The following is a 26,045-nucleotide window of genomic DNA, read 5'->3' as shown; positions in this document are numbered from 1 at the left end:
AATCTTTATCTTTTCAAGTATTCGTAACCTATCCTGCACCTCAGGCATTCCTTCCTGTCGCAGTATTCCTTCTTCAGCTGTATGAGCGCCTGGCTATCCCCGGCGTTCTCCACCGGCAGTCCGCATTCCTTCCACATCCTTACTATGTGGTTATTCTCAGCCTTCAGTTCCTCCAGGAAGTCGAAGGCGCGGTCGCAGTATTTCTCCTCGCCCCGGTGCCTTCCATAGGCAAAGAGGATGGGAACCACGGTGTTGATGATGAGCAGATTGAGCGAGAAAGGGGAGAGATGCTTCTCGTTACGGATGCTCGTGCTGCCGAAGGTATAATGGGTTTCCCAATACTCCGTAACGCTGGTTGAGAGCACCTGCTTCGCCTCCTTCACCGTGCTTGCCTCGAGCAGCTGGCTCAGCCCCGCACGGCGGTTATAATAAAGATTGGCTAACTGCGAGATGCGGATGTGAGGGAAGTTCTGCGGGCGCAGGCGCAGGAAGCGCCACTGCCTGTAATCCATCGGCTGCAGCGAGAATTTATGCGAGAGATAGAGATATTCGTTCCTCAACCGGGAGAAATACCCGTCGTTCAGCGCGTCTTTCTGATATCTTTCGGGAATAGTGTTCAGTTCCAGCAGTCCGGCTTGCCCCAGAAAGATGGCTTCTATCTGAAAGAGGTCGTCGCGATGATGGTCTACGGCTCTCAGCGGCAGATGGTAAGCCCACTGCTCGAAGGCGTCGCCGTTGATTCCGAACCCGTAGTTGCGCGCCAGGGTCACGAAGTAAGCGTTTTCCCAATCGCCGTTACATTGCTTTACGCGCGCCTCTATTGCATCGGTTTTCTGCGATAAGCGCTCGGTTTGCAGGGCGCTCATCCAACTGTGCACGGTGAGGCGGGTGAGCGATGGGATAATCTGGTAGCAGGGAGGATACTGGTCGATGCTCAGCAGCTCCTGATAATGCTTCGATACGTTTTCGGGGATGTCGAGCTGCAACTGCACGAGGGGCTCGCCTTTCGAGTTCTTGGCTTCTACATCGATGGTTCCGCAAACGTGCAGGATAACGTTGTCGTAGCGTTCATCCTTATCATGTCCGTGCACATACCAGTCGCTTGCCTTGTCGTGAATCTCCACGTTTCCCACCCATAGGGTACCGTTGAGTTTGATTTTGGCATTGAAGAAATCGGGCCCTGCATTGCGGTTGTGTAGTCCGGGGTCAATAACTTCCACAGCCTGGTGCCAGGTAGTGGTGAGTGGAGAGAGTGGGAAGAGCTTGTGCTTCCACACATAATGAAGAAGTTGCTCCATGTTGTTTCGGCTTTATAGGGTTTATGGATTTATAGGATTGCCTCTTTCGGATCGCAAGTTCTGATGCTTGTCCTTTTGCAGGAATCGCAAGCTTGATGCTTGTCCTTTGATGGTGCAAGTTTTTTCGCTCGTGTGCGGAAGGGGTATTGAAAAATCAACTGTTAACTGTTAACCTGTTAACTCCAGCTGTTCCGAGAGGGATAGAATGCAGGGTGAACTCCATTGCTGCAAGACAATTGAATTCTTCACTCTTCGTTCTTCACTCTTCACTTAAAAAACTTCTCGAATGCCTTGTCGTAGTCCTCGCTGTTGCCCAACTTTCCGTTGATGAGGCAAACGAGTTCTACGGTTGCCTTGAGGCAGAGTTTCTCGTCCTTGGCACGGAAGATGTCCTGATGGAAAACATATCTTACGCCCTGCTTCTCCAGCCACAGACGCGAGAAGAATTCATCATCGCATTGCAGCGGAACCTTATATTGCAGGTTCATTCTCGCCACCACAGCATCCACGCCCTTGTTGTGCATTTCGGCAAAGCTGAGGCCGCATTCCTTCAGAAAGAGATGGCGGGTATGTTCTATGTAGTGCAGATAGTTGGCATTGTTCACGATGCCCTCAATATCGCACTCATAATCTCTTACTTCCATCTTCGTCTCAAATATATATCTGCTCATAATTTTCTCTTTTTTAGTTACTAAATGAGGCTAAAAGCCTTAAATCACTGCAAAAATAACCAAAATTTTCTATTTATTATTATAATAACAAGGATTTTTCAAGGTTTTTCGAAGAAAAATGTGTATTTTTGCCGAAAGGTTTAGAAATAAGAACAAAAACAAAAATAGATAAAGATGAAAATTGCTTTGATCGGCTACGGAAAGATGGGACACATGATCGAGGAGATCGCCCTGCAGCGTGGCCACGAAATCGTTTGTAAGATTGACGTGAATAACCCTCAAGACATCGATAGCCCGGAGTTCTGCTCTGCCGATGTAGCCATTGAGTTTACCAACCCTACTGCCGCCTACGGCAACTATCTGAAGGCTTTCTCACACAACGTGAAGGTGGTTTCTGGTTCTACAGGTTGGATGAAAGACCATAAGGAAGACGTGGAGAAACTCTGCGCCGACGGTAAGCAGACCCTCTTCTGGGCCTCTAACTTCAGCATCGGTGTAGCTATCTTCTCTGCCGTAAACCGCTATCTGGCTAAAATCATGAACGGATTCCCACAGTACTCAGTATGCATGCAGGAAACCCACCACGTGCATAAGCTCGATGCGCCATCAGGTACAGCCATCACGCTTGCCGAGGAAATCATCGACAATATCGATAGAAAGAAGGATTGGAAGCGTGGCGTTACTTACTGGACTGAGGATGGCCATCACGATGAGGGCGATGCAAACATCACCGATGAGGATTTGGTCATCAACTGCGTACGCGATGGCGAGGTTCCGGGAATCCACGCCGTGATGTACGACAGCGATGCTGATATGATTACCATCGAGCACAGCGCCCATTCTCGCAAGGGCTTTGCCCTGGGAGCCGTTCTCGCAGCTGAGTTTACAGCCAACCATTCCGGCTTGCTCACCACATCAGATTTGTTTAAGTTCTAAGCAGAAGTTATGATAGATAAAGAGAAACAAAAACTCAATATGAAGGTACAGTGGGCGAAGTTCGCAGTGGTTCTCGCCCTCTATCTTCTCTTTCTGGTTTGGGTAGAAAGCTGGTTGGGACTCATCGTGGTTCCGTTCATCTTCGATGTTTACATCACCAAGAAGATTCACTGGCAGTGGTGGAAGGATGAAGAAGGCCCTGTGCGCTTCATCATGAGCTGGGTAGATGCGCTGGTGTTCGCTCTCGTAGCGGTTTATTTCATCAACCTCTTCTTCTTCCAGAACTACGTCATTCCGTCTTCCTCTCTCGAAAAGAGTCTCCTTACGGGCGATTATCTCTTCGTGAGCAAGGTAAGCTACGGCCCTCGCATTCCTGAAACTCCGCTCACCATGCCGCTCACCCAGCACACCATGCCGCTGGTCAACGTGAAGAGCTACATAGAGTGGCCTCACTGGGATTACCGCCGCGTGAAGGGATTGGGCAACGTGAAGCTCAACGACATCGTGGTGTTCAACTATCCTGCAGGCGATACGCTCGTCAATGAGGAGCGCTATCAGGCGAATGATTACTACCAGATGGTTTACAGCATCGGCGACCAGCTGATGCAGCAGAACGGACAGGAAAAGGATGTGCGCGCGATGAACCCATTGCAGCAGCGCCATTATTTTGAGCAGGTTTATGCTACAGGCCGCAACTACATCAGCAGTATGCCGGGCGAATATGGCGACATCATCAGCCGTCCTACCGACCGCCGCGAGAACTATGTAAAGCGCTGCGTGGGCTTGCCTGGTCAGACCCTGCAGATCAAGAACCGCATCGTTTATCTGAACGGAAAGGCAAACAAGGAGCCTGATAACGTGCAGTATACTTATAAGATGAAGCTCAAGGGCGAGTTCCCAATCGACCTTGCCGATGAACTGGGAATCACCAACGAAGACCTGCTGATGTATAATCAGAGTGGCGTGATTCCGCTCACCAAGAAGGCTTATATGGCGCTGAAGGCGAACAGAAACCTCGTAGAGAGCATCTCTATCAATACGGATGCAACCTATGGCGACCTTTATCCGCTCAACGCCTATACCGGCTGGACAAGAGATAATTACGGTCCGGTATGGATTCCGAAGAAGGGCGAGAGCATCGCTCTTACGCTGAAGAATCTGCCTGTATACGAGCGCTGCATCAAGGTTTACGAGCGCAACGACCTGAAGGTAGACAACGCTGGCCGCATCTTCATCAACGGCAAGCAGGCGAAGAGCTACACCTTCAAGCTCGACTACTACTGGATGATGGGCGACAACCGCCACAACTCAGCCGACAGCCGCTACTGGGGTTTCGTGCCTGAGGACCACATCGTGGGCAAGCCTATCTTCATCTGGTGGAGCCACAGCCCTGATCATCCGGGCTTCTCAGGCATTCGTTGGAACCGCCTCTTCACTTTTGTAGACAATATTAAGTAAGAAAAAAGAAATAAGAATTGAAGACTGCCGTCAAATTCCTAATAGCATTGGTGTTGTCGCTGCTCCTGGCTTGGGCAGTGCGCACCTATGTCTTCACTATCTTCTCGGTGCCTCAGGGTGGGCTTCCGCCCCAGCTGAAGGCAGGCAACCGGGTGATAGTGAACAGGATTGACTGCGAAAATTTCGGGCGTGGCGATGTGGTTGTTTTCACCGATACGGTGGTTTACCAGCCCAAGAACCAGCGCCGCAAGCGCATCTTCGAGTCTCATTTCATAGGCAGGATAGAGAAGCTTCCGGGCGATACGCTGCGCATCGACACCGTGCAGTTCGTCATTCCAACCATCTGCTGCAAGCGCTGCGGCTGCAAGGATTGCCGCTTCTATCTCTTGAAGACGCCAACCGGCCAGCAGCTCGTCCACAAGCACCAGATGATAGGCAAAGCCCATAAGCTGTTCTAGCTCCCCTCGCTCCTCGCTCTCTCGCGCCCTCGCCGCTGCTTAGAGCCCCGCCGGAAGCTTGTCCCCCGTCTGTCCCCGTTCCGAGCGATTCCATCGCTCGTCCCCCTCTTCATCATTAACCCTTCATAACAAAGCAGAAATTGAAAGCCCTTCTTTCTTCCACATATTTCGGCCCCATCCAGTGGTACCAGAAGCTGAACCGCTACGATGAATGCCTGATAGAGCGCCACGAGAGCTTTATCAAGCAAACCTATCGTAACCGTATAATCATCCCTACCACCAACGGCTCCCTCTCGCTCACCATCCCCACCAATCACGACATCTCCCTGTCGATGAAGGACATCCGCATCTCCGACCACGCCAACTGGCGCCACGTCCACTGGAATGCGCTCCTCTCCGCCTACGGCGAGAGCCCTTTCTTCGAGTATTATCAGGACGACATCCGCCCCTTCTACGAGAAGAAATACGAGTTCCTCTTCGATTTCAATATGGAGACTACCGAGAAGATGATAGAGCTCCTCGACATCCGCCCGAAGATAAGCGTCACTGACGAATACGTTTTAAGTGAAGAACGAAGAGTGAAGAGCGAAGAAAGTGAAGAACGAAGAGTGAAGAGTGAAGAATTCAATAGTCCAAAGGCGCAAGCCCAATTCAACATTCAACATTCAACATTCAACACTCAGATAGTTGATTTCCGCGATGCGATTCGCCCCAAGAAACCTCTTCCTGACCCCGAATTCGAGTCGAAGCGCTATTACCAGGTTTACGGGCAGAAATACGGTTTTCAGCCCAATATGAGCATCCTTGACCTCCTTTTTAATGAAGGCAACGAGGCGATATTCTTCCTATAAGAGAAGAGTATCGCCTTGTTGTTTCCCCTCCCGTTAACAAAACTTACTCATAGCTTTCTGCCCCGCAACTCATAGTTTTCCGCTCTAAAAAGCCCTTTTTTCTGCATCGCGATGCATTCCCCGTTCCGTCGCGACGCAACATTTCTTCCCTCGCGATGCATGATCCATCCCCTCGTGAGGCATCATTTATGCCCTCTTTCTGCCATCATTTATGCCTCTCGCCAGCCATCATTTATGCCTCTCTCTAGTCATCATATAAGCCCGTAAAACGGGCTGTATCAGGGCGTTTGAACTTTTTTCTGCCAAGGCTCAGCCAGCCATCTTTAACAAGCATCGGGAGAGAGCGCATTTCAGATGAAAGGGGGCGCTCTGAGAGCAAAAGGTTAACAGGTTAACAGTTAACACCCCAAAAATGCATACTTCCATCTACACACTTATATAAAAATAAGTATATATATATTATTATATAATAAGGTACGCGAGGGGGACCATGCAAAAAACGGCTGTTAACTGTTAACCCTGTTAACCCCCCAACAACAAGTTAATAGTTTATAGTTAACAGTTGATAGGGCGTAGCCGTTCGCAAGATTGCTATAAACTATCATCTATAAACTAACCGAAGTTTAAAACACCCTCTTCTCCGTCCCCTCTTTTAGGAAATTTAAACAAGAATGCTTGGTGGTTTCACCGAAAAACCTTACTTTTGTAACCTGACTGCAAACAAACGTAAAAACAATAATAACAACATAAAATGAAGAATCTCACATTCCATATCGTAGGACTCACCCATAATGACGTGAAAGGCCATGAGGTAGAGTATGCTAAAGAAGCAGAGGGAAGAACCATCTGCCTCGTGCCCGATGACGCCAACACCTTCGACATGCTGGCGGTGAAAGCTTATGACAAACAGCAGCTCATAGGCTATGTTTCAGCCCTGGAAGGCGAGGACGTACGCGCCCTCATCATCGCCCGCAAGGAGCGGAACCTGCGCACCCGGTGCATAGGCTGCAACAGCAAGAATGAGGGCGATAAGGCTGGATTGCAGCTCATGGTGAGGGTGCTCTCTGATGTTTCTGATGAGGAGATGGAGCAGGCGCGCCGCGAAATATATGACGATAAGATTTATGATGACTGGCAATACTCCGGTCCTGTGTTGCCCATCGAACAGCTTACCCGCTTCAGTGACTGCACCATGATGCTCGAAGGCGTCATCAACAGCATCATCCGCCTCAGGAATACGCTCTCTGAAGGCGCTTCGGATAAGAGCTCTTCTGCATCCGATAACTCCTCTTCTGCATCCGATAAAACCTCTTCTGAGTCAGAGAACCGTTCTCTTGATAAAGAAACTGAGACGATGCTGCGCGAGGAACTTTCTGATTGCCTTTCTGAGGCTAGAGAGCGGCTCAGCAGTTTCCTCGAAATCCAGCGCAGCGATTATTCCCGAGAAATGACGCAGGCCAGAAACCGCATCCTTCATAAGCTGGAGCAGATAGACGATGAGGAACTGCAGCGCCTCCGGGCCGTTCTGCTTACCGAGATGGGATTCATCACCAGTTCGGCTTACCGCGAGCGTGCGGCCTATTCTTTCTTCGTAGAAGCCCCGAATGCCATCAAGAAGAAGCAGACGGGCACCTACGATTATAAAGACCAGCTGGACGCCATAGAACAGCAGCTGCACGCCTTCCCCCACAATCTCTACCCAACATTTAAGGCCGACCCGGTAGATTTCCTCCGTCAGGTGTTCTATAAGCGTGTGCCTAGAAAGAAGATGCTCCAGCTGCTCTCGGGCATCGTACTGATGATTATGAACGGCAGGGTGAACGATGTGAAGCAGTGGGGCAAGCACGGCGATGAGGAGTCGCTGATAGCGATGAAGACTGTGGGGAAGAAACCTGCGATTGGAGAGCATAAGAAGGAACTCATGGCACTAGTGAAAAAGGCAGTCTTGAAGATTGCTGTTTATCAGAAGAGGGGATATTATGGCGTGTTTCTTTCAAAACAGGCCTATTGGTATCCTATTTTCCGCCTGATGGGCGATTGGGAATTACTCCCACCCAATTCTCCTCAATCGTTCTGTACATTCTTGGAAGAGCTATTTGAAGGCAAAAAAATATCCGGTCCGAAAGCTCGTCTCTGCGGTAGGGATGATTTGAGGCAAGCAGGAATCGCTCCCTTTTCCAACCATGAAGCTTTGAAATGGAAAGATCTGGAGCAGGAAGAATTGATTAATACACAAGAGGCAAAATTCAACCGTTATTGTGAGATTGTTGATATTTTTATGAAAATCCTGGGAGAAGAAGCTTTTAAGAAGGGGATTATGTTAGATGATTGGCTAAAAGAATAATGGGCGTTGGCAGCGGATTTGTAATCTGTTGCCAACGCTTTTTTCTTGTAGCCTGTTTCTTTTCTTCTCCCTTGTTTTATACCTCTCTTTATACCTGAATCTAAAAACTTTATCCCTCTTACCCGATATTTTTATACAGCTTTTACCGGCAGAGGTATAATAATGGAGTTACTTTCTTTTTCCTTATCTTTGCATCGCTTTTCAGAATGGAAGGCGGCAGGTTTCTGCAAAAAGAGCCTGTCTTTTACAACTAAAAAAATATAGATTTATGACACAAAAATCATTAACCTTTGATGAATGCAAGCAGCTCAGCAGCCGTCTCATCGCAATGAACCCTAACCGCAGAGCGAACATGGGACAGATTTCATCCCATCTCCTCGATTACTACACCGAGCTTACCAAGCAGCCTTGGCTCGCACAGCTCGTTGGTCAGATTCGTGACCTCACCGCCCAGCAGAACCAGATGATGCAGCAGGTGGCTGATGCAGTAAATGCTGCGCAGTTTGAGAACGAGGATGCGCTCGCCTTCGCCATCATCAAGAAGCAGGAGGAGATGAAGGCAGGCGAAACCTACCAGCAGCTAGACCGGAAGGTTTCTGACCTCAAGAAGCAGCTGCCTTTCCGCTCACCTCACTACTTCCACTTCCTCGAAGACCATCGCGCCCAGAAATTCATCGACCCAGAGGCCTTCACCTTCCAGACAACCGTAGACATTGACAATCCTGAGGAGGTTGAGCCAGCGGTGAAGAACGCCCTTCTGCTGAACGGAATTTTTGATGAGCCTACAGAGAAGCTCTTCAGAGAGAAAATCTTCTCAGCCGAAGACATTGAACTCTGGAAGGGAAAGGTGCTCCACATCGAGCGCTCAGCCCGCAACAAGGCCCACATCGACATCCGCATCCCGGTAGGAATGACCATCGCTGAGGCTCAGAGCGCCTTCTGCAAACTCATCCACGCCACCGAAGACCCTAGCTGCGTAACCCCGGAGCGCATCATCTTCATCACCGATGCGGCAAGTCAGATTTATACTGCCGACGACTGGTACAAGCGCCTGGATAAGGAAGCCGTGGCTGAATATCGTGAGGCTTACCGCAAGAGAGGACTGGATATTGACGGACGTCCGCTGGATGTAGATTCAGCCCGGTCAGGAGCATCTCAGAGCTCAGCCTCTCAGAATGCTTCTTCTCAGAACCAGGCATTTCAGAATGCATCTTCTGCTCCAACCGTAGATTTCGAACCCATCGAGAGCGAGGAGGAGAAGGCGAGACGGGCTGCCAATGCCGTGCAGTATGAGCAGACTTACGACGGCGTTCCTTACGAGGAGATTGTGAAGGCGCTGGTAGAGCTGATGGGCGGCGCTCCTGTCCACGGCAACCGCAACAACTTCATCTATCGTGAAGCCTGCCTGCTGAGATACATCTGTAATAGTGAGGCGGCTTGGATCAAGCAGGTAATAGAAACCTTTGGCGAAGACGAGGCGAAGGCGTTCGCCACCGTAGAGAATGCCTGCAAGGTGGCGCAATCTACCGCGATTCCGGATTTGGTAAAGCAGGCTGTAGAGACAGCCCGCAAGAATCATCTTGCCAAGCAGGCCACCGAGAAGGCGGGAATCTATGCCGATGTTCCTCCTCAGTTGCCAGCCAAGCTGCCTAAGCTCATCAAGCTGCTCACCAGCAAGGTGCCTGCCGATTTCAAGGCGGCTGTGGCAATGGCGGTCTTCCCTGCGCTTGCCGCTCATCTTAAGGGCGTAACCTTCCGCTACACGGATAATCAGGTGCACGAGGCGGCGATGATGAATCTGCTCATTGCAGCCATGTCGTCAGGCAAATCGCTCGTCAACGGACCCATCGACTGCATCATCGAAGACCTGGTTCAGATGGATAAGGTGAACCGCCAGAAGGAGCAGGACTGGAAAGACGAGGTGAACACCATGGGCGACAACAAGAAGAAGCCTGTGCGCCCGGAAGACATCTGCATCCGCATCGTTTCGCCCGACCTTACCCGCGCTGCCTACATCCAGCGTCTCGACGATGTGCAGAAGGCTGGCGATGCTTATCTCTACTGCAAGATGGACGAGGTAGACATGCTCAGGAAGTTTAACGACCCTAGCCAGCTGATTCGCCTCTGCTGGGACAATTCAGAGGACGGCCAGGAGCGAGTAGGAACCAAGAGCGTTACAGCCCGCGTAAAGACCCGTTTCAACTGGAATGCTTCAAGCACCATTGCCGTTACGCAGAAGTTCTTCTCGGTTCGTGAGGTGGCTGATGGAGCCGTGAGCCGCCTGTCGCTCGCCACCATCATCCGTCCCGATTTCGCTCCGCGTCCGGAGGTGGGCAGTTATGATGCGCAGTTCAAGTCGCAGCTTTCTCCTTACATCCAGCAGCTGAACGCAGCCAGCGGTTTCAAGGAGTGCCGTAAGGCTCGCCAGCTTATCGAGCGCCTGGAGAATGAGATTATGGAGATGGCTCAGCTGGCTTACAACAAGCCTTACGCCGAGTTTGCCAAGCGTGGTCTGGCGAATGGTTTCCGCCGCGCGATGGTGCTTTATCTGGCGAATGGCGAGAAGTGGGAGAAGGCGATAGAGGATTTCATCGTATGGAGCGTGAAGTATGATCTGTGGTGCAAGATGCGTTTCTTCGGCAATCAGATGCAGGAGGCGATAGATGCAGACAGCCGCTCTGTGTGTCATACTCCCGGTGTGAGCAATCTTCTTCTCTATGTTCATGACACCTTTGACAAGACTGAGATTCAGAACATCTGTCAGGTTCATGGCACCAAGACGAAGCTTGCCATCCTGCTGTGCAACTGGAAGAAGCGTGGCTTCATCATGAAGAACGAGGACGGCACCTTCACCAAGACCGCCCGTTTCATCGCCAAGTACGGGCACTACGGAACGCCAGGAGTGGCTGCGTAGCGGTGACTTGGGGAGTATAGATTAGGCACGGATTACACGGATTTTAAGTCTCTTATGTCAGAAGCGTATTTATAATCTTGTAGAACATCCGTGTAATCCGTGTAATCCGTGCCTGATTTTGTAATGAGAATGTAAATGTCCTTGACCTTAATCAAGAAAAAAGGGCTTTTTGAAACTTTTCTCCTAAAATGTTTGTGTGCGCACACAAAAAGTTGTACCTTTGCACCAGAAAAAGAAAAAAGGATAAAAGATTATGGTAATGTTCGGGATAATGACAGTAGCAGTAGTAGCATTCGCAGTAGTTGCTTGCGCAGGTATGAACCTCGGAATGAACTGCGGTAAATAAGCTACGAAGCTAAGAGAGCATAGAAATCCTCCTCCGGGAGGTAAGAAATAAAGAGAGTTAAGATTTTGTTAGGTAAAACTACAAGATTGTATATTTAAGATAACAAATTTAAGAAAGGAAAAGATTATGTTAGTATTAGGAATGATTTTCGCAGTAGTTGTTGCATGTGTAGCTGAAGTTGGTGCTATTAGCAACAAGTTGGCTTAATCGGAGATTAGCCATGCGAAGGGCTCCAAAAGAGCCGAGATTAAAAATGGCTGGCAGCAATGCACAGCTGAGTAAAAAACAGTAGGGAGCCAAAAGGGCTTCCGAAATCAGAGAGGAGAGTAAAAACTCCTTTTCATTTGAAATTCATACTGTCCCCTGAGAGTTTTCGTGATAAATTCTGATTGGGGATTTCATATATAGATTGTTAAGAATTCGTTTTAGGTTTTATAGATTTTCATTTTAGGTTTTTAGGTTTAAGTTTTTAGGTTAATTGTTAGTTGTTTTTAAGAAAAAAGCAGTTTTTAATTCATTAAATTACGAAGGCAACAACGAGGGAAGTCGCATGACGCCCCAAGTTGTTGCCTTCTTTATTTTCTTATTGCTTGAGCTATTTGTCTGAAAATCAACATTATCTGAAAATCAGCGTGGTGAGCCTGTCTTTATCAAACAATTCTTGAGCCACGGCCTGTATCTGTTCGGCAGTAATCTCATCCACCTGCTCGTAGAGTCGGTCTACATTCTTCTCCCAGCCATAGTGAAGGAAGCTCTTGCCGAAGTCGAGGGCAAAGTTCTCGCGGTTGTCGCAAGCCACGCCTACCTGTCCCTTAATCTGCTTCTTGGCGGCCTTGAGCTGCGCCTCGCTCAGCGGTTTCTGCATGAACTTATCCAGTTCCTTGCGAACCAGTCTGAGGCAGCGCTTCACGTCGTGCTCATCGCAGCCGAAATAAATGCTCCAAATGCCCGTATCGCCATAAGCCACCATCGTGCTCTCTACGGTGTAAACCAGTCCGTTGTGCTCGCGCAGGGCTAGGTTCAGCTTGGCGTTCATTCCCGGTCCGCCCAGCATATTGTTGAGCAGATAGAGCGGCATTCTGCGGCTGTCGTTCACATCGTAGGCGCAGGTTCCAATCATCACATGAGCCTGATGCGTATTCTTCTGCATCACAATCGTCTGCCCCTCGAAGGAGTGTTGAGTGTTGAATGTTGAGTGTTGAATATTGAATTGGGTTTGCGCCTCTGGACTATTGAATTTTTCACTCTTCACTCTTCGTTCTTCACTTAAAAAGCTCTTCTTCAAGAGTCTTAGCAGCTTCTTGAAGTCAATGTCTCCGTAAGCGAAGAATATCGCATTATCCGGCCGGTAAAGTTTTCTTGTAAAGCGCAGCGCATCTTCTGTCTTGAACGAGCGAACCTGCTCAGCTGTGCCCAGAATATTGTGGCCCAGCGGCGAACCCTTGAAGATGATATTTTCGAATTCATCATAAATCAGTTCGGCAGGAGAATCGTTGTAACTCTCTATCTCATCGCAGATTACCTCTACCTCCTTGTCGATTTCCGCTTGCGGATAAACCGAATGGAAAACGATGTCGGTGAGCAGATCTACGGCTCTTGCGATGTGCTCTTTGAGGATGGCGGAGTAATAAACTGTGCCCTCCTTGTTGGTGTAGGCATTCAGGTCGCCTCCCACGCTCTCCAGACAGTTGAGAATGTGCCACGCCTTGCGGCGCTCTGTGCCCTTGAAAGTAACGTGCTCGCAGAAGTGGGCAAGTCCTTCTTCGCCCGGCTCCTCGTTTCGGGTGCCGGCGTTAATCTGGTAACCGCAATACACCACCTTGCTGTCTGAAGGCAGGTGGATGATGCGGAGGCCATTATCGAGTGTATAAGTATTGTATTTCATTTCAAGGTGCAAAGTTACACTGAAAATGTAATTTATCCAAAAAAATAGTCATTTATTTTGCATTATCGCCAAAAAGACTTATCTTTGCCACCAAAAATAAAATATAGACAACAAAAACAATGCGCAAAATAATAGGAATAGGAGAAACCGTGCTTGACATCATCTTCAAGGGCGGCAAGCCGATAGAGGCAGTACCGGGTGGCTCATCATTCAATGCAGTCATTTCGTTGGGGCGTGCGGGCGTAAATGCTTCGTTTATCAGCGAGGCGGGCAACGACCGCATAGGAGAGTATGTGATTCAGTTTTTGAGAGATAATGGGGTGAATGCTGACAATGTGAGCATCTTCCCGGAATCCAAGTCGCCGCTCTCGCTGGCTTTCCTCGACGAGAACAACAATGCCGACTACATCTTCTATAAAGATCATCCTCACGACCAGCTGGAGTTTGCCACACCGGAAATCAATCCTGGCGACATCGTGCTCTTCGGTTCGTTCTTCGCCCTGAATCCTGTGGTCCGTCCTCAGGTTGCCGGCTTCCTGGAGTATGCGAAGGAGCACGGCGCCATTCTTTATTACGACATCAACTTCCGTGCTTCTCATCAGAACGAAATCATGAAGATTACGCCTAATCTGATAGAGAACCTGGAGATGGCTGATTTCGTACGCGGAAGCCACGAGGACTTTGGAATCCTCTACAAGAAACCGGAGGCGGATAAGGTTTATAATGCCGAAATCAGTTTCTACTGCAAGAAGTTTATCTGCACCCAGGGCGCTGAGCCTGTAGAGGTTCGTGCCGAGAACGGCTTTGCCAAGAGTTATCCTTCGGAGAAGATGAAACCGGTGAGCACTATCGGAGCCGGCGATAATTTCAATGCCGGTTTCGTTTTCGGACTGATTAAGGATGGAATCACCCGCGAGGACATCGACCGCGGCTTATCTGAGGCGCAATGGGACAGTCTCCTTGTTTCGGCTCAAGAATTCTCCACCGAATGCTGCAAGGACATCTACAATTATGTTTCCAAGGAATTCGGAGAAGAAAAGAAGAAGGAATTATAAAAATATAAAAGATATGACAGAAATTACAAACAAAATTTATTACGTAGGTGTAAACGACCGCAACAAGCATCGTTTTGAGGGCCTCTGGCCTTTGCCTAACGGAGTGAGCTACAACTCTTATATCATTGACGATGAGAAGGTAGCGCTGGTTGATACAGTAGAGGTGGATTTCTTCACCCAGTTCCTGGAGAACATCCACGAGGTGATTGGCGACCGCGAAATCGATTACCTTATCATCAACCACATGGAACCTGACCACAGCGGCTCCATCGCCCTCATCAAGAAATATTACCCTAACATCAAGATTGTGGGCAACAAGAAGACGCTGGGAATGCTGGAAGGCTTCTACGGCGTAACTGATGATGTGGTAGAGGTGAAGAATGGCGAAACACTCTCTCTGGGCAACCACGAGCTGAGCTTCGTTCTCATCCCTATGGTTCACTGGCCAGAGACCATGGTAACCCTCGATGCGAAGAACAAGGTGCTCTTCTCAGGTGATGCGTTCGGTTGCTTCGGTGCGCTGAACGGCGGAATCATCGATACGGAAATCAACTGCGAGACTTTCTGGCTGGAGATGGTTCGCTACTACTCAAACATTGTGGGTAAGTATGGAATCCCTGTTCAGAATGCTTTGAAGAAGTTGGCTGGCGTGGAGCTGGATTACATCTGCTCAACCCATGGTCCGGTTTGGCACGAGCATATTGAGAAGGTAATCGGCATGTATGATAAGATGTCGAAGTACGAGACGGAGCCGGGCCTCGTTATCTGCTACGGCACCATGTACGGTAATACTGAGCGCATGGCTGAAATCATCGCCCGTGCGGCAAGCAAGGCTGGCGTGAAGAACATCGTAATGTACAACATCTCGAAGACTCACCACAGCTACATCCTGCGCGACATCTTCCGCTACAAGGGTCTTATCGTGGGTGCTCCAACCTACAATGCCGGTCTTTATCACGAAATGGAGGTTCTCCTCTCCGAGCTTGCCAATAAGGACGTCAAGAACCACCTCCTTGGCTGGTATGGTTCTCATTGCTGGGCAAGCAAGGCAGTAGCAAAGATTCAGGAGTGGAACGACACCAAGCTCCACTACGAGCCAGTGGGCGAACCTGTAGATATGAAGCAGGCGATTACTCCAGAGGTAAAGGCGCAGTGCGAGGCTCTGGGTAAGGCGATGGCTGAGAAGCTGCTGGCGGAATAAAGTTTAAGGGCGGAAGAACAACTGGGGTTAACAGAGTTAACAGTTAACAGTTGTTTTTCTGCTCTTTCTTTTGTTTCTGAGTATTTCGTTTATAGGTTTCTATTCCTTCCTTAATATCAAAAATGTGCAAGTTTGCCGAAAAATCATATTAATGGGAATTTTCAACTATCGCCTTTAACTCTTCCAGGTTATCCGCTACTTCTATCACATCTCGCCAATTGCCACGAATCATGCTTTTCTCTGCCATGTCATCCAATAGGGCGATGGTGGAGTTCCAGAAGCCTTTCATGTTGTAGAGAATCACCATCTTGTGATGGTAGCCGATGGTGTGGGCGGCGGCGATAGTGAAGATTTCATCCAGGGTGCCGATGCCGCCAGGAAGGGCTACGAAGATGTCGCTCTGGGCAAGCATCAGGTCCTTGCGGTCGCTGAGATTATCACACGGAATCTCGATGTCGAGATCTGGGAAGGTTCTGCCGCCTCGCTCTACAAGCGTAGGAACCACACCGATGGTTCTGCCGCCATTCGCCTTTACTGCCTTGCCGATGCAATCCATCAGACCGGAGTTGCAGCCGCCGAAAACCAGGTCGTGGTCGTTCTCTGCCATCCACTTTCCCATCTCTTCTGTCAACGTGAAGAAGTCGGGGTCGATATTCTTATTTGCTGAACAAAAAACTGCTATTTTCATGTCTTTATTTTCTATTTGATGATGTTTTATCTGTTGTTTATAGATGTTTTATCCGTTATTTATAAATGTTTTAGGCAAAGGTACACAAAAATATCGAGATTATTGGGCTCTTTTTGCGGATAATTTCTTAATTTTGCAAACAATAACTAATCTTATAAACAGGAAGAAAGATTTCTAACAAAACAAGACAAGAGAATGAAAAGGATTATCACATATAGTATCATTGCATTGTTGCAGGCGTCGGTGGCGCTTGCACAGACCTCTGTGTCGCTTGCAAAAACCTCTTCGAAGCCGAAGCTTCAGAAGCGGGAGAAGTATGAATGGCAGGGAGAGATTCCTACCTACGTAGAAACGCTGAAGAAGGAACTGACCTATCCGATGGCTTGGGGAAACAGTCCGATCAGGAACTTCAAAAAGTGGAAAAAGACGGCAAGGGCGAAGGTTCTCGAATGCATGATGACGCCTCCGAAGGCGGCTGCAGCGTGGGATATGGAAGTGCTCGGTGAGGAACAGAGAGACGGATATAAGGCGCAGAAAATCGCCTTTAATATCAACGCCTATTCCCGAATTACGGCTTATCTCCTGATTCCAGATGGCAAGGGTCCATTCCCAACTGTCAATGCGCTTCATGATCATGGCGCTCATCTCTTTATCGGAAAGGAGAAGATGATTCGTCCTTTCTTCACTCCGGAAGAACAAGATGCTCCGGCGAAACAGGCACTCTGTCAGGAGATCTTGGATGATGCGGATGCTTGGGCAAGGCAGCTTTATGATAATCAGTACGTGGGCGATTATTTGGCGAAACATGGCTACGTAGTCTTTTCGGCAGATGCTCCGATGTGGGGAGAAAGAGGCCGGAAGGAGGGCGTGGATAGAAACAAATACGACCTGATAGCCGGCAACATGATGATGCTGGGTAGAGACCTCTCTGCCTTCATGACTTACGATGATATTTCCAGTACCGAGTTCCTGGCTTCGCTGCCGATGGTGGATGCGAAGCGTATCGGATGCGTGGGGTGTTCGATGGGAGCCTATCGCTCGTGGATGCTCTCGGCTTTATCGGATAGAATCAAGGCGGGTGCTTCCATCTGCTGGATGATTACCACCGATGCTCAGCTTACCCGAAGATTCGGAAGAAAGGAGAATGGCGGTTTTGCAAATTGCATTCCGGGTCTTCGCCAGTATCTCGACTATCCTCACATCGCCTCCCTCGCCTGTCCGAAACCGATGCTTTTCATCAATGGCACAAAAGATAAGCTCTTCCCTGTGCCTGGTGTAAAGGATGCTTTCGCCGAAATGCACAAGGTTTGGAAGAGTCAGGGAGCAGATAATCTGCTGGATACGGAGCTTTGGTGACAGTATCGGCGAATCGGTACCACTATAGCGCATGAATCGGTACCATCATAGCACTGCATTCGGTACCATCGTATCACTTGAATCGGTACCATCATAGCGCCCCAATCGGTACCAAAAAGATGTAAAGTTCTGCTCATGTATAATAATAACCGCCTATCTTTGCAGAAGAATTTTTAAATCTGTATAGATATGGCACAAAGTAATGTAAACATGAGCAAATTAAAACGTTCATTTCAAATGCTAGCGGCAAAAATACCGCAACGCACCATTTGCGAGCAACTACACATGGGACGTGGCGTACTGAACCGTTACAAGACCTTGGCGGATTCCCAAGGTTTGTCCTATGGCGTGATAGGCCGCATGAGTGACGGGGAAATAGAATCTTTCCTCCAGTTGTCCAAACCCACAGCAGCCCCATCTTCCCAACGTCAGGTGCTGGATGGGCTGTTGCCTGAATATGTGTCAGACTTGTCGCATAACCGCTACCTCACCATTCAAGCCCTGCACGAGTCATACAAGAAGGAGCATCCCGACGGATATGGATACACCCAGTTCAAGAAGTCAATCCGTAAGTATCAGTACTCACACAACCTCAGCTTCCATAACACCTATATTCCTGGGGAAGAGATGCAGATTGACTTCGCCGGCGATACCCTGTGGCTTACCGACCCGAAGACAGGTGAGCTAACCAAGGTTGTCGTCTTGGTCTGTATCCTGCCATACAGCGGCTTGGGATTTGCCAAGGCTATGTACAACGCTTCCATGGAGAACTTCTTCGGCGGTATATCCGATGCCTTCTCTTACTTCGGCGGAACAACTCGCATAGCCAAGAGTGACAACATGAAGCAGTGGGTGAAGAAATACGACCGCTACGAGCCAGCGTTCAATGATGCAGCCGTGGAATGGGCCGCCTACTACGATACAACCCTCCAAACCTGCAGGGTTCGCACTCCCAGGGACAAAGGTCCAGTCGAGGGACTCGTCCAAAAGACCTACAATGCCGTCTACGCTCTGCTACATGACGAGGTGTTTTACAATCTACCGAGTATGAATGCCCGTATCTATGAGTTGATGGACGGCTTCAATGAAAAGCCGTCCAGAACGACAGGGAGAAGCAGACGTGACATCTTCGAGGCGGAAGAGCAACCTACGTTGGGCAAACTGCCCATGACTCCATACCGCTTCAGATATCGCAAGGAGGTGAAACTGTCCGGTACCTATCACGTCATGGTTGACAAGCACAACTATAGCGTGCCATACCAGTATGTCGGGCAAAAGGTGAGCGTACTGTGGGACTTAGATACCGTGGAGGTTTACTCCGGGAGTTCTCGCATAGCCATCCATCAGCGTCGCCAAGGATCTGGATACAGCACGCTTGACGAGCATATGCCAGACAAACATCTTGCCTACAAGCACGGACAGGGATATAACGCCGCCTATTTTCTGGAGGAGGCAGCATTGGTTGGCAGCAACACCACTTCCGCAGTCCAATCCATCCTCAATCGCACGAAGCATGTCGAGCAGTCGTACAAGTCCTGCCAAGGAGTCCTGTCTCTCAAGCGCAAGTATGGCAAGGAGCGCCTGGAGAAGGCCTGCAAGCGTCTGGCAGGTTGTTCATCCATCACCTACACGACCATCCGCAACGTATTGGAGAAGAACCTTGACCAAGTTGACGGGGAAGAAACAGTCTCAAATGTGCCACAGAACGACTATGTGAGAGGCGCGGAGGCATTTATGAACATTTAAACATATATAGTAACATGAACTTACAAGAAACCATCATACAACTCAACGAGTTGAAACTCAGAGGTATGTCATCCTCCTTCGAGGCCATGACCAGCCTTCCTGTACAGAACCGCCCATCCCTGGAAGTCGCCATCTCCAAGATGGTGGATGCAGAGGTGCAGGACAGACGAGATCGAAAGACCGCCATGTATCTAAAAATCAGCAAGCTTAGATATACGGCACTCTTAGAGGATGTCATCTGTGGAACAGACCGCAACTTCACCAAGGATGACTTTGCCGCCATTGCTGACTGTGCCTTTATACGCAGGCATGAGAACTTGCTCATACAAGGAAAGTGTGGCTGCGGAAAATCCTTTCTTGCCTGTGCCCTTGGAAGACAGGCTTGCATGCTAGGCTATAGAACTCTCTATCTCAACATGAACAGCTTTGTGGAGAAAGTTGCACTCAGCAAGCTGGATGGGTCGTACCTAAAGATGATAACCAATCTAGAAAAGTATGACTTGCTCATATGGGATGACTTCGGGTTGCAGCCAATGGATGACAAGACCAGACTCGCAATGCTCCAAATCCTAGAAGAGAGATACGAGAGAAAGTCCGTCATTATCGCCTCACAGCTTCCTATTGCCAAATGGTATGATTATATAGGTGATCCTACCTTGGCAGATGCCATTATGGACCGTTTGGTGGCAAATGCAAGTAAAATAGAGTTAAAAGGCGATTCTATGCGCCAGAAATTGAAAAAATAAATTACCTTTGCAAATTGAAAAGCAGAACTGAAATCTTGGTACCGCTTGCAGCGATACAAGCGGTACCGATTGCAGTGATAGCATGGTACCGATTACACCGCTACGCTTGGTACCGATACAGCGCTATCGTCACTTTGGGAAATTCCTCATTCCTGCGGCCTGAAGGCACAGGAGAAAATGCTGGAGTTCCTGGATAAGAATTTGAAATAGGGGTTAACAGAGTTAACAGTTAACAGCTGTTTTTCTGTACCTTCTTCTCTTAAATATTAAAAGTCTACTACGCTAACGCCATTTTTTAGGGGTTAGCGTAGTAGACTTTTGTGTTTTTACTGCAACCAAGTTTTAAATCATTACCTTACGGAACATAATTTAGGTTAGCTCAATGATGCAGCAAACTTGCCACTTCTTCTGGCAATATCACCTTGCAAGGCTGAGGACCAGGTAGGGGCTTTTCTCTTAGGAAAAGGAGGTATATTACATTCTTTCCCTGGGCAAATGGGGCGAGAGCCACCTTTCTCTTCAGCTTTTCCAAGAGTCGGTCGGCATAATCAGGGGCTGTCCATTTACATTCTCCTACAAGTATTGTGTTCTTGTCAAAGAGGTCTTCTGCAACAACATCAAATTCAAGTTCCTCGTTGCCGACAGGGGTTTTCTTGCCTTCTTCAAAGATGGGAACCTTGCCCCACCAGCGTGAGGCTTCACCCCATGTGTGACCTTCTATGTCGCTACCACAGACAGCCAACTGGCACAGTCTTTCCCAAACCTCGGCAACATGACCGTTGAAACCGTCATTGATGAATTTCTTTGCAATGTTGCCACGTCCCAAGGCAATCATAGACTTGTTTGGTTCGATGAATCTGTAGTAGAAAGCCATGAATGGATCATCTATCCGATAAAGAATCTTCTTTGTCTTCTGCGGATTTTCGCCAAATGGTACTTCCTTTCTGAGGAAAGCCATTTCAGTCAGAATTTTTATCGGTTTGGCAAGCTCTGCCGTAGTCTTGTCAAGAGCATCAGAAATGCTGGAATACTTCTGCTTTCCACTACCCACCGCAAGCATGATAGATGAATAGGGTGCGATATCTGATACCTCATCCATAAACAGACGGGCAGGCTCGTCATAGAGATTTCCCATTTCGTCTAATATCAGTTCTTGAATGGCTTCGTCCAAAGAGCAGAATCTTTCTCGTTGACTCCAGTACTGAGGCACTCCTCCCCATATAGAGTACTCTTCTACAAGTTCCTTGGCTGAGGTGTTGATGATTTCTTGCCACCAAGGCAACTTGACAGGACGTAGGATGAAAATACGGTCGGCTCTGCCATAAAGAGGTTCTGAACCTTGTAAGAGACCGTGCATCATTCTCTGTGAAGAGCCGCAGATGATGATGTTGCAGCGCAATTCATTTACTCCGGTAATACGCCTATCGAGGATTCGTTGTAGAGTAGAAGGTAATGCTGGATCTTTCTGAACTAGATATGGGAACTCGTCCAAGACAAGTGTTGCGTTTTCCTTGCAACGGTAGTTGAAAGCCATGATGATGTCTTCCCAGGAAGAATACACAGGGCTTTCGAAGCCCGGATATTCCGTGCCTATGGTGCGTGCCAACAGACTTAGCTGGGTAGTTTTCTCGCTTAGGTTGGCTTCAAAGTAAATGTCTCCATCTTTCAACACTCTTCTGATGAGAGTTGATTTTCCAAGTCTCCTTCGTCCGTATATCACAATGAAGCTTGAAGCTTTAGACTCCAAAGCTGTCTGTAAAACAGCTTGTTCCCTGATTCTATCTACGAATTTCATAATTAGTGATTTTAGAATTACTAACTGCGAAATTACTAAAAAATAATGAAGAGATTGTACTTTGTTACATATTTATATGGAAAATTACGTATATTTAATAATTGCTGCAAGCTGATAGCTCTTTAATGTTGTTTGAAGACAGCAAAAGAATGTCTGTCAACATTTATAATAAAAAGAGCGGAAGAACAGCTGGGGTTAACAGAGTTAACAGTTAACAGCTGATTTTCCGCTCTTTCTTTTATAAATCTGTAAAAGTCTACTACGCTAACCCCTTAATGGCGTTAGCGTAGTGAACTTTCTGGGTATGCTGAATGCATCTTTACCACAACTCCTTAGGCGACAGGTCTTTATCCTTTCTGCCCATCAAGTAGTAATCGGCAAGGAACTGGAGGTTTGCCTGCGTAATCTTCAAGCCTTCTTCCTTTACATACTGGCTTGTAAAGATGTTTGCGTCAGGAATCAGGTTGTTTTCTATCAGTTTGCAGACAATTTCGTAAGGGAATGGGAGACCATTGCCGCTGATAATGCCAAAGCTGTCGGTCTCTGCACGCTCCTGTACATAGTAAGGGTTCTCAGGCGATGCGATGCAATGAGCCAGACCGAAACTGATGTTGATGCCTGTGTATGGACTTCCGCTTAAGATGATGCCTTTCTCGTATTTCTGAGGGAATCGGATGTCCTTTGGCAACTCGAATTCAATCTCCTTGAGGAATTCCTTCAGCGTCTTCACATCTTCCAGGAAGATGAACTTGTCTTCGTATCCTTTCGCCTTGAGTAGATTGTAGTCGTGAATCGCCTTCTCATGATCCACCTTTTCATATTGCTCAGTAGCCTTCTTTCTGAACTCCTCATCCTCCCAAAGCTTGTGGGTAGGCATGTTCCTGCAAATCTTGCAGAGCCATTCGTAAGAAGTGAGCGCCAGAAGATTGTTTCTGCCGGCGATGGTCATTTCCATCTGCACAGAATAAGCGAGCGGTTCGGTGAGACCCTGAGGCGAGTTTGCCATCTGCTGGAGGGTAAACTGCAGGCGTTTCTGGTTGCCCACGTTGAAATAGCAACCATAATGGAACCACGCCAGGGTGTCGCGACGGTGAATCTCATCCAACTCCTTGTTCTTCTCGATTTCCTCTTCGGTTGTTTCAGCGTTGCCCTCTATCTCAGGCATTTCGCTGAGATAAGTCAGAAGACGCTCGTTTTCCGGAGCCGTTTCATACTCTCTGTCGAGAATGTTGTAGGCAAGTTTGGCAGCCAGTTCCAGGGTTCCGAAGAGGAAAGGAACGGCTTCCTGTACGAAACTGCTCTGCTGGTAATGGTGCCAGAGCAGGAACTTGACATCAGCGATGTTGATTTCCTCAGGGTCGTAAGCCGGGTCATCTTCGTTGAGCGTACTCTTGATGAATTCGCTTTCTTTCTCATAGAAAGGAATGTAGGTGCCGTAGCGCTGCTTGCATTCTTCCGTGAAAGTCTTCCAAATGCCTGTGCCCGAAATCACATCTTCGAAATAACCGGCAATGCTGAGTGCCAGCTGCTTGGCTTCATCCATATTCTTGAAGTTATGGGTGTAGCACGCCTCGTCAAGAGCGTGGTATATTTCGTTGGCGAGTTCTGTATAATACAGATCTGTTTCGTCTGCTTTTTCGTATGGATGCAAAGCAATCCATTCTTGGGTGAAAATAACTTTTTTCATATATTTCAAGTTTTCTTGGTTATCTGTTTGTTGTAACTTTCATGCAAAGGTAATAAAATATTGCAGAAATCTGCAAGAAACTCACATTTTTTTCGTATCTTTGCACCCGAATTTAGGCAATCTTAATAAATGCGTGGGATTGCCGCAAGCGTTTCGGAAGGATTTTGCACCCTAATTCATGGCTGGGAGGGTGAATTCGGCCTTCCATTTAGATTATAATGAATTAAGGTTAAAAAGATTTGAAGACATTTGAAGAATTAGGCGTGAGCGAGGAGATTCGCCGTGCCATTGAAGAGCTTGGATTTGAGAATCCAATGCCAGTTCAGGAAGAAGTAATCCCATATTTGCTTGGTAATAAGAACGACGTGATTGCGTTGGCGCAGACCGGTACGGGTAAGACTGCATCTTACGGTATTCCGGTAATCCAGAAAACTGATGCCAGCAGCAAGCAGACACAGGCTATCATCCTCAGTCCTACACGTGAGCTCTGCCTCCAGATAGCAGACGATTTGAACAGCTTTGCCAAGTACATCGACGGTTTGCATATTGCCGCAGTTTATGGCGGTACCGACATCGGAAGCCAGATTCGCACCCTGAAGCATGGTGTGCAGATTATCGTGGCTACCCCTGGTCGTCTGCTCGATTTGATTAATCGTGGCGTGGCTCAGTTGGAGAACGTGAACAACGTGGTGCTTGATGAGGCTGACGAGATGCTGAACATGGGCTTCTCTGAGAGCATCAATGCCATCTTCGAGAACGTGCCTGAGGATAGAAACACCCTGCTCTTCTCGGCTACCATGAGCAAGGACATCGAGAAGATTGCCCTCAACTACCTGCACGACCACAAGGAAATCGTAGTGGGTTCGCGCAACGAGGGTGCTGAGCATGTAAACCACATCTACTATCTGGTAAATGCCAAGGATAAGTATCTCGCCCTGAAGCGCGTGGTGGATTTCTATCCACGCATCTTTGCGATTATCTTCTGCCGCACCAAGCTGGAGACTCAGGATATTGCGGATAAGCTGATTAAGGATGGTTATAATGCAGAGGCGCTGCACGGCGACTTGAGTCAGCAGCAGCGTGACCTCACCATGCAGAAGTTCCGCAACCATACCGTTCAGTTCCTGGTGGCTACCGATGTGGCTGCCCGTGGTCTGGACGTAGATGATCTGACTCACGTTATCAACTATGGTTTGCCTGATGATGTGGCAAGCTACACACACCGAAGCGGCCGTACCGGTCGTGCCGGCAAGAAAGGAACATCCATCTCCATCATCCATACCAGAGAGAAGTTCAAGGTTCGCCAGATTGAGGAGCAGATTGGCAAGGAGTTCGTGGACGGCGTTTTGCCTACCCCAGAGGAAATCTGCAAGAAGCAGCTCTTCAAGACCATGGACGACATCATGAAGACCGATGTGGATGAGGATCAGATTGAACCATATATGGCTGAAATCAACCGCCAGTTTGAGTACATCGACAAGGAGGACATCATCAAGAAGATGGTAACCATCACCTTCGGTAAGTTCCTCGATTACTATAAGAATGCTCCTGAAATTATCAAGCCAGAAACCGGCAAGGGCTCCCGTGGCGGCGAAGGTCGTGGAAGTCGTGGCGAGGGCCGTGGCAAGGTTTCCAATGGTCGCAGAAAGCATGAGACTGAGGCTGGTTTCAAGAGACTGTTCATCAACCTGGGTAAGGCGGATGGTTTCTATCCGGGCGAAATCATGCAGTATCTGAACAAGTACGTGAAGGGTCGCCAGGAGGTTGGTCACATCGACCTGCTGAGTAAGTTTGCCTACATCGAGGTGCCTGAGGAGGATGCGAAGCGCGTGATGAAGGCTTTGAACGGTACTGAGTATAAGGGCAGAACCGTGAGATGTAACGATGCTGATGAGGAAGGTCATGGCAGAGCAGCCCGTGGCGGCCGCAGTTCTGAAGGCAGAGGTGGCCGTTCTTCAGAAAGAGGCGGCCGCAGCCGCAGAGGTTCTTCTGATGATGCAAGAGATTCTCGTGATTCTCGTGGAAAGGGAGGACGTGGAAGCCGTGGTGAATCTCGTGGCGGCAGAAAGTCTCGCCCTCAGGAGGATACAGGCGATTGGCGCCAGTTCTTCCAGAACAACGACAACGTGAAGTTCAAGGGTGAGGAGCCAAACTTCGAGGAAGAAGGTTGGGCTCGTCGCAGACCTAAGAAGAAGTAGTTTAGGCAGCGATTTATAATAAGATGAAAGCCTGCATCGAATGGGATGATTCTCCCAGTTTGATGCAGGCTTTTGCTATTTTATAATGTATGCCTAATACTACGCATGTAGACGATATTGCCAATTGGTGCACTCTGTGATAGTACACATTTTAGCTAACATTCCAAGTTTTTTTCATGAAATTCTAAACTTTTCTACAAAAGTTATTGTGTTTTCAAATATCTTTTGTATCTTTGAGGCGGATTTGGTGAAAATCATCTCCAGACATGTTAGAAATTAATAAGAAGCGTTATGCTTATTTTGTGAATTGGAAACCTAGAAAATTTCTCAAACGCACAAGGGTGGCATAGTGGTTCTCACGCAAGCGTGGGCTGCTATTTCACATTCGTGCGTTAAGGTTTCCTAGGACCTC

At 48.3% G+C, this 26,045-nt stretch carries 18 protein-coding genes; 12 read left to right on the top strand and 6 right to left on the bottom strand.

The genetic code is table 11. The features are described 5' to 3' along the window. Positions 1–5 precede the first annotated feature (5 nt). Both ONT08_RS05560 and ONT08_RS05555 read right to left on the bottom strand, forming a co-directional pair. The gene (locus ONT08_RS05560) at positions 6–1,298 is read right to left on the bottom strand and encodes a DUF2851 family protein (RefSeq protein WP_264959437.1); all 1,293 of its coding nucleotides are present in this window, start codon (positions 1,296–1,298) and stop codon (positions 6–8) included. A gap of 266 nt (positions 1,299–1,564) precedes the next feature. Next, positions 1,565–1,969 carry an acyl-CoA thioesterase gene (locus ONT08_RS05555; RefSeq protein ID WP_264959436.1) on the bottom strand — a complete coding sequence of 135 codons (405 nt, stop codon included), beginning with the start codon at positions 1,967–1,969 and terminating at the stop codon, positions 1,565–1,567. A gap of 174 nt (positions 1,970–2,143) precedes the next feature. On the opposite strand from ONT08_RS05555, the gene dapB reads away from it, so the two are divergent. The 6 genes from dapB to ONT08_RS05525 all read left to right on the top strand — a co-directional run bounded on the left by dapB (position 2,144) and on the right by ONT08_RS05525 (position 10,930). Then, positions 2,144–2,905: a 4-hydroxy-tetrahydrodipicolinate reductase gene (dapB, locus tag ONT08_RS05550; RefSeq protein WP_006848940.1), complete on the top strand. Its 762-nt coding sequence runs from the start codon at positions 2,144–2,146 to the stop codon at positions 2,903–2,905. A gap of 9 nt (positions 2,906–2,914) precedes the next feature. After that, positions 2,915–4,363 carry a signal peptidase I gene (gene lepB / locus ONT08_RS05545; protein WP_264959435.1) on the top strand — a complete coding sequence of 483 codons (1,449 nt, stop codon included), beginning with the start codon at positions 2,915–2,917 and terminating at the stop codon, positions 4,361–4,363. A gap of 17 nt (positions 4,364–4,380) precedes the next feature. Continuing rightward, the gene (locus ONT08_RS05540) at positions 4,381–4,821 is read left to right on the top strand and encodes a S26 family signal peptidase (RefSeq protein WP_151200765.1); all 441 of its coding nucleotides are present in this window, start codon (positions 4,381–4,383) and stop codon (positions 4,819–4,821) included. 140 nt (positions 4,822–4,961) lie between these two features. Continuing rightward, positions 4,962–5,672: a WbqC family protein gene (locus ONT08_RS05535; protein WP_264959434.1), complete on the top strand. Its 711-nt coding sequence runs from the start codon at positions 4,962–4,964 to the stop codon at positions 5,670–5,672. Positions 5,673–6,423: 751 nt separating this feature from the next. Then, positions 6,424–8,016: a hypothetical protein gene (locus tag ONT08_RS05530; protein ID WP_264959433.1), complete on the top strand. Its 1,593-nt coding sequence runs from the start codon at positions 6,424–6,426 to the stop codon at positions 8,014–8,016. A 268-nt stretch (positions 8,017–8,284) separates the two neighbouring features. Continuing rightward, positions 8,285–10,930: a hypothetical protein gene (locus ONT08_RS05525; RefSeq protein WP_264959432.1), complete on the top strand. Its 2,646-nt coding sequence runs from the start codon at positions 8,285–8,287 to the stop codon at positions 10,928–10,930. A 962-nt stretch (positions 10,931–11,892) separates the two neighbouring features. Here ONT08_RS05525 and ONT08_RS05520 read toward each other — a convergent pair. Further along, positions 11,893–13,161 carry a M16 family metallopeptidase gene (locus tag ONT08_RS05520; protein ID WP_264959431.1) on the bottom strand — a complete coding sequence of 423 codons (1,269 nt, stop codon included), beginning with the start codon at positions 13,159–13,161 and terminating at the stop codon, positions 11,893–11,895. A gap of 119 nt (positions 13,162–13,280) precedes the next feature. Here ONT08_RS05520 and ONT08_RS05515 point away from each other — a divergent pair, with 119 nt between their 5' ends. Further along, complete coding sequence (locus ONT08_RS05515; RefSeq protein WP_264959430.1) at positions 13,281–14,216, top strand: PfkB family carbohydrate kinase; 936 nt, start codon at positions 13,281–13,283, stop codon at positions 14,214–14,216. 13 nt (positions 14,217–14,229) lie between these two features. Continuing rightward, positions 14,230–15,417 (top strand): FprA family A-type flavoprotein, encoded by a 1,188-nt coding sequence (locus ONT08_RS05510; RefSeq protein WP_117587603.1) that lies wholly within the window; start codon positions 14,230–14,232, stop codon positions 15,415–15,417. A 148-nt stretch (positions 15,418–15,565) separates the two neighbouring features. On the opposite strand, the gene ONT08_RS05505 is transcribed toward ONT08_RS05510, so the two are convergent. After that, complete coding sequence (locus ONT08_RS05505) at positions 15,566–16,105, bottom strand: TIGR00730 family Rossman fold protein (RefSeq protein WP_264959429.1); 540 nt, start codon at positions 16,103–16,105, stop codon at positions 15,566–15,568. A gap of 195 nt (positions 16,106–16,300) precedes the next feature. Here ONT08_RS05505 and ONT08_RS05500 point away from each other — a divergent pair, with 195 nt between their 5' ends. From ONT08_RS05500 to istB, 3 genes are all read left to right on the top strand, one after another. After that, positions 16,301–17,461 (top strand): dienelactone hydrolase family protein, encoded by a 1,161-nt coding sequence (locus ONT08_RS05500; protein WP_264959428.1) that lies wholly within the window; start codon positions 16,301–16,303, stop codon positions 17,459–17,461. A gap of 189 nt (positions 17,462–17,650) precedes the next feature. Continuing rightward, positions 17,651–19,207 carry an IS21 family transposase gene (istA, locus tag ONT08_RS05495; protein ID WP_264959393.1) on the top strand — a complete coding sequence of 519 codons (1,557 nt, stop codon included), beginning with the start codon at positions 17,651–17,653 and terminating at the stop codon, positions 19,205–19,207. A 14-nt stretch (positions 19,208–19,221) separates the two neighbouring features. Beyond that, a complete protein-coding gene (gene istB, locus ONT08_RS05490; RefSeq protein WP_264959427.1) occupies positions 19,222–19,953 on the top strand; it encodes an IS21-like element helper ATPase IstB in 732 nt (243 codons plus the stop codon). 379 nt (positions 19,954–20,332) lie between these two features. Here istB and ONT08_RS05485 read toward each other — a convergent pair whose 3' ends face one another. Both ONT08_RS05485 and ONT08_RS05480 read right to left on the bottom strand, forming a co-directional pair. Beyond that, complete coding sequence (locus ONT08_RS05485) at positions 20,333–21,748, bottom strand: ATP-binding protein (RefSeq protein WP_264959426.1); 1,416 nt, start codon at positions 21,746–21,748, stop codon at positions 20,333–20,335. A 319-nt stretch (positions 21,749–22,067) separates the two neighbouring features. Beyond that, positions 22,068–23,435: a DUF3843 family protein gene (locus ONT08_RS05480; RefSeq protein ID WP_264959425.1), complete on the bottom strand. Its 1,368-nt coding sequence runs from the start codon at positions 23,433–23,435 to the stop codon at positions 22,068–22,070. A 239-nt stretch (positions 23,436–23,674) separates the two neighbouring features. Here ONT08_RS05480 and ONT08_RS05475 point away from each other — a divergent pair, with 239 nt between their 5' ends. Further along, complete coding sequence (locus tag ONT08_RS05475; RefSeq protein WP_264959424.1) at positions 23,675–25,633, top strand: DEAD/DEAH box helicase; 1,959 nt, start codon at positions 23,675–23,677, stop codon at positions 25,631–25,633. Positions 25,634–26,045 lie beyond the last annotated feature (412 nt).

The sequence above is a fragment of the Segatella copri genome, assembly GCF_026015465.1.
Lineage (GTDB): Bacteria > Bacteroidota > Bacteroidia > Bacteroidales > Bacteroidaceae > Prevotella > Prevotella copri_E.
The sequence above is the reverse complement of the archived record's forward strand: the minus strand, read 5'-3'. Positions and strand labels throughout refer to the sequence as shown.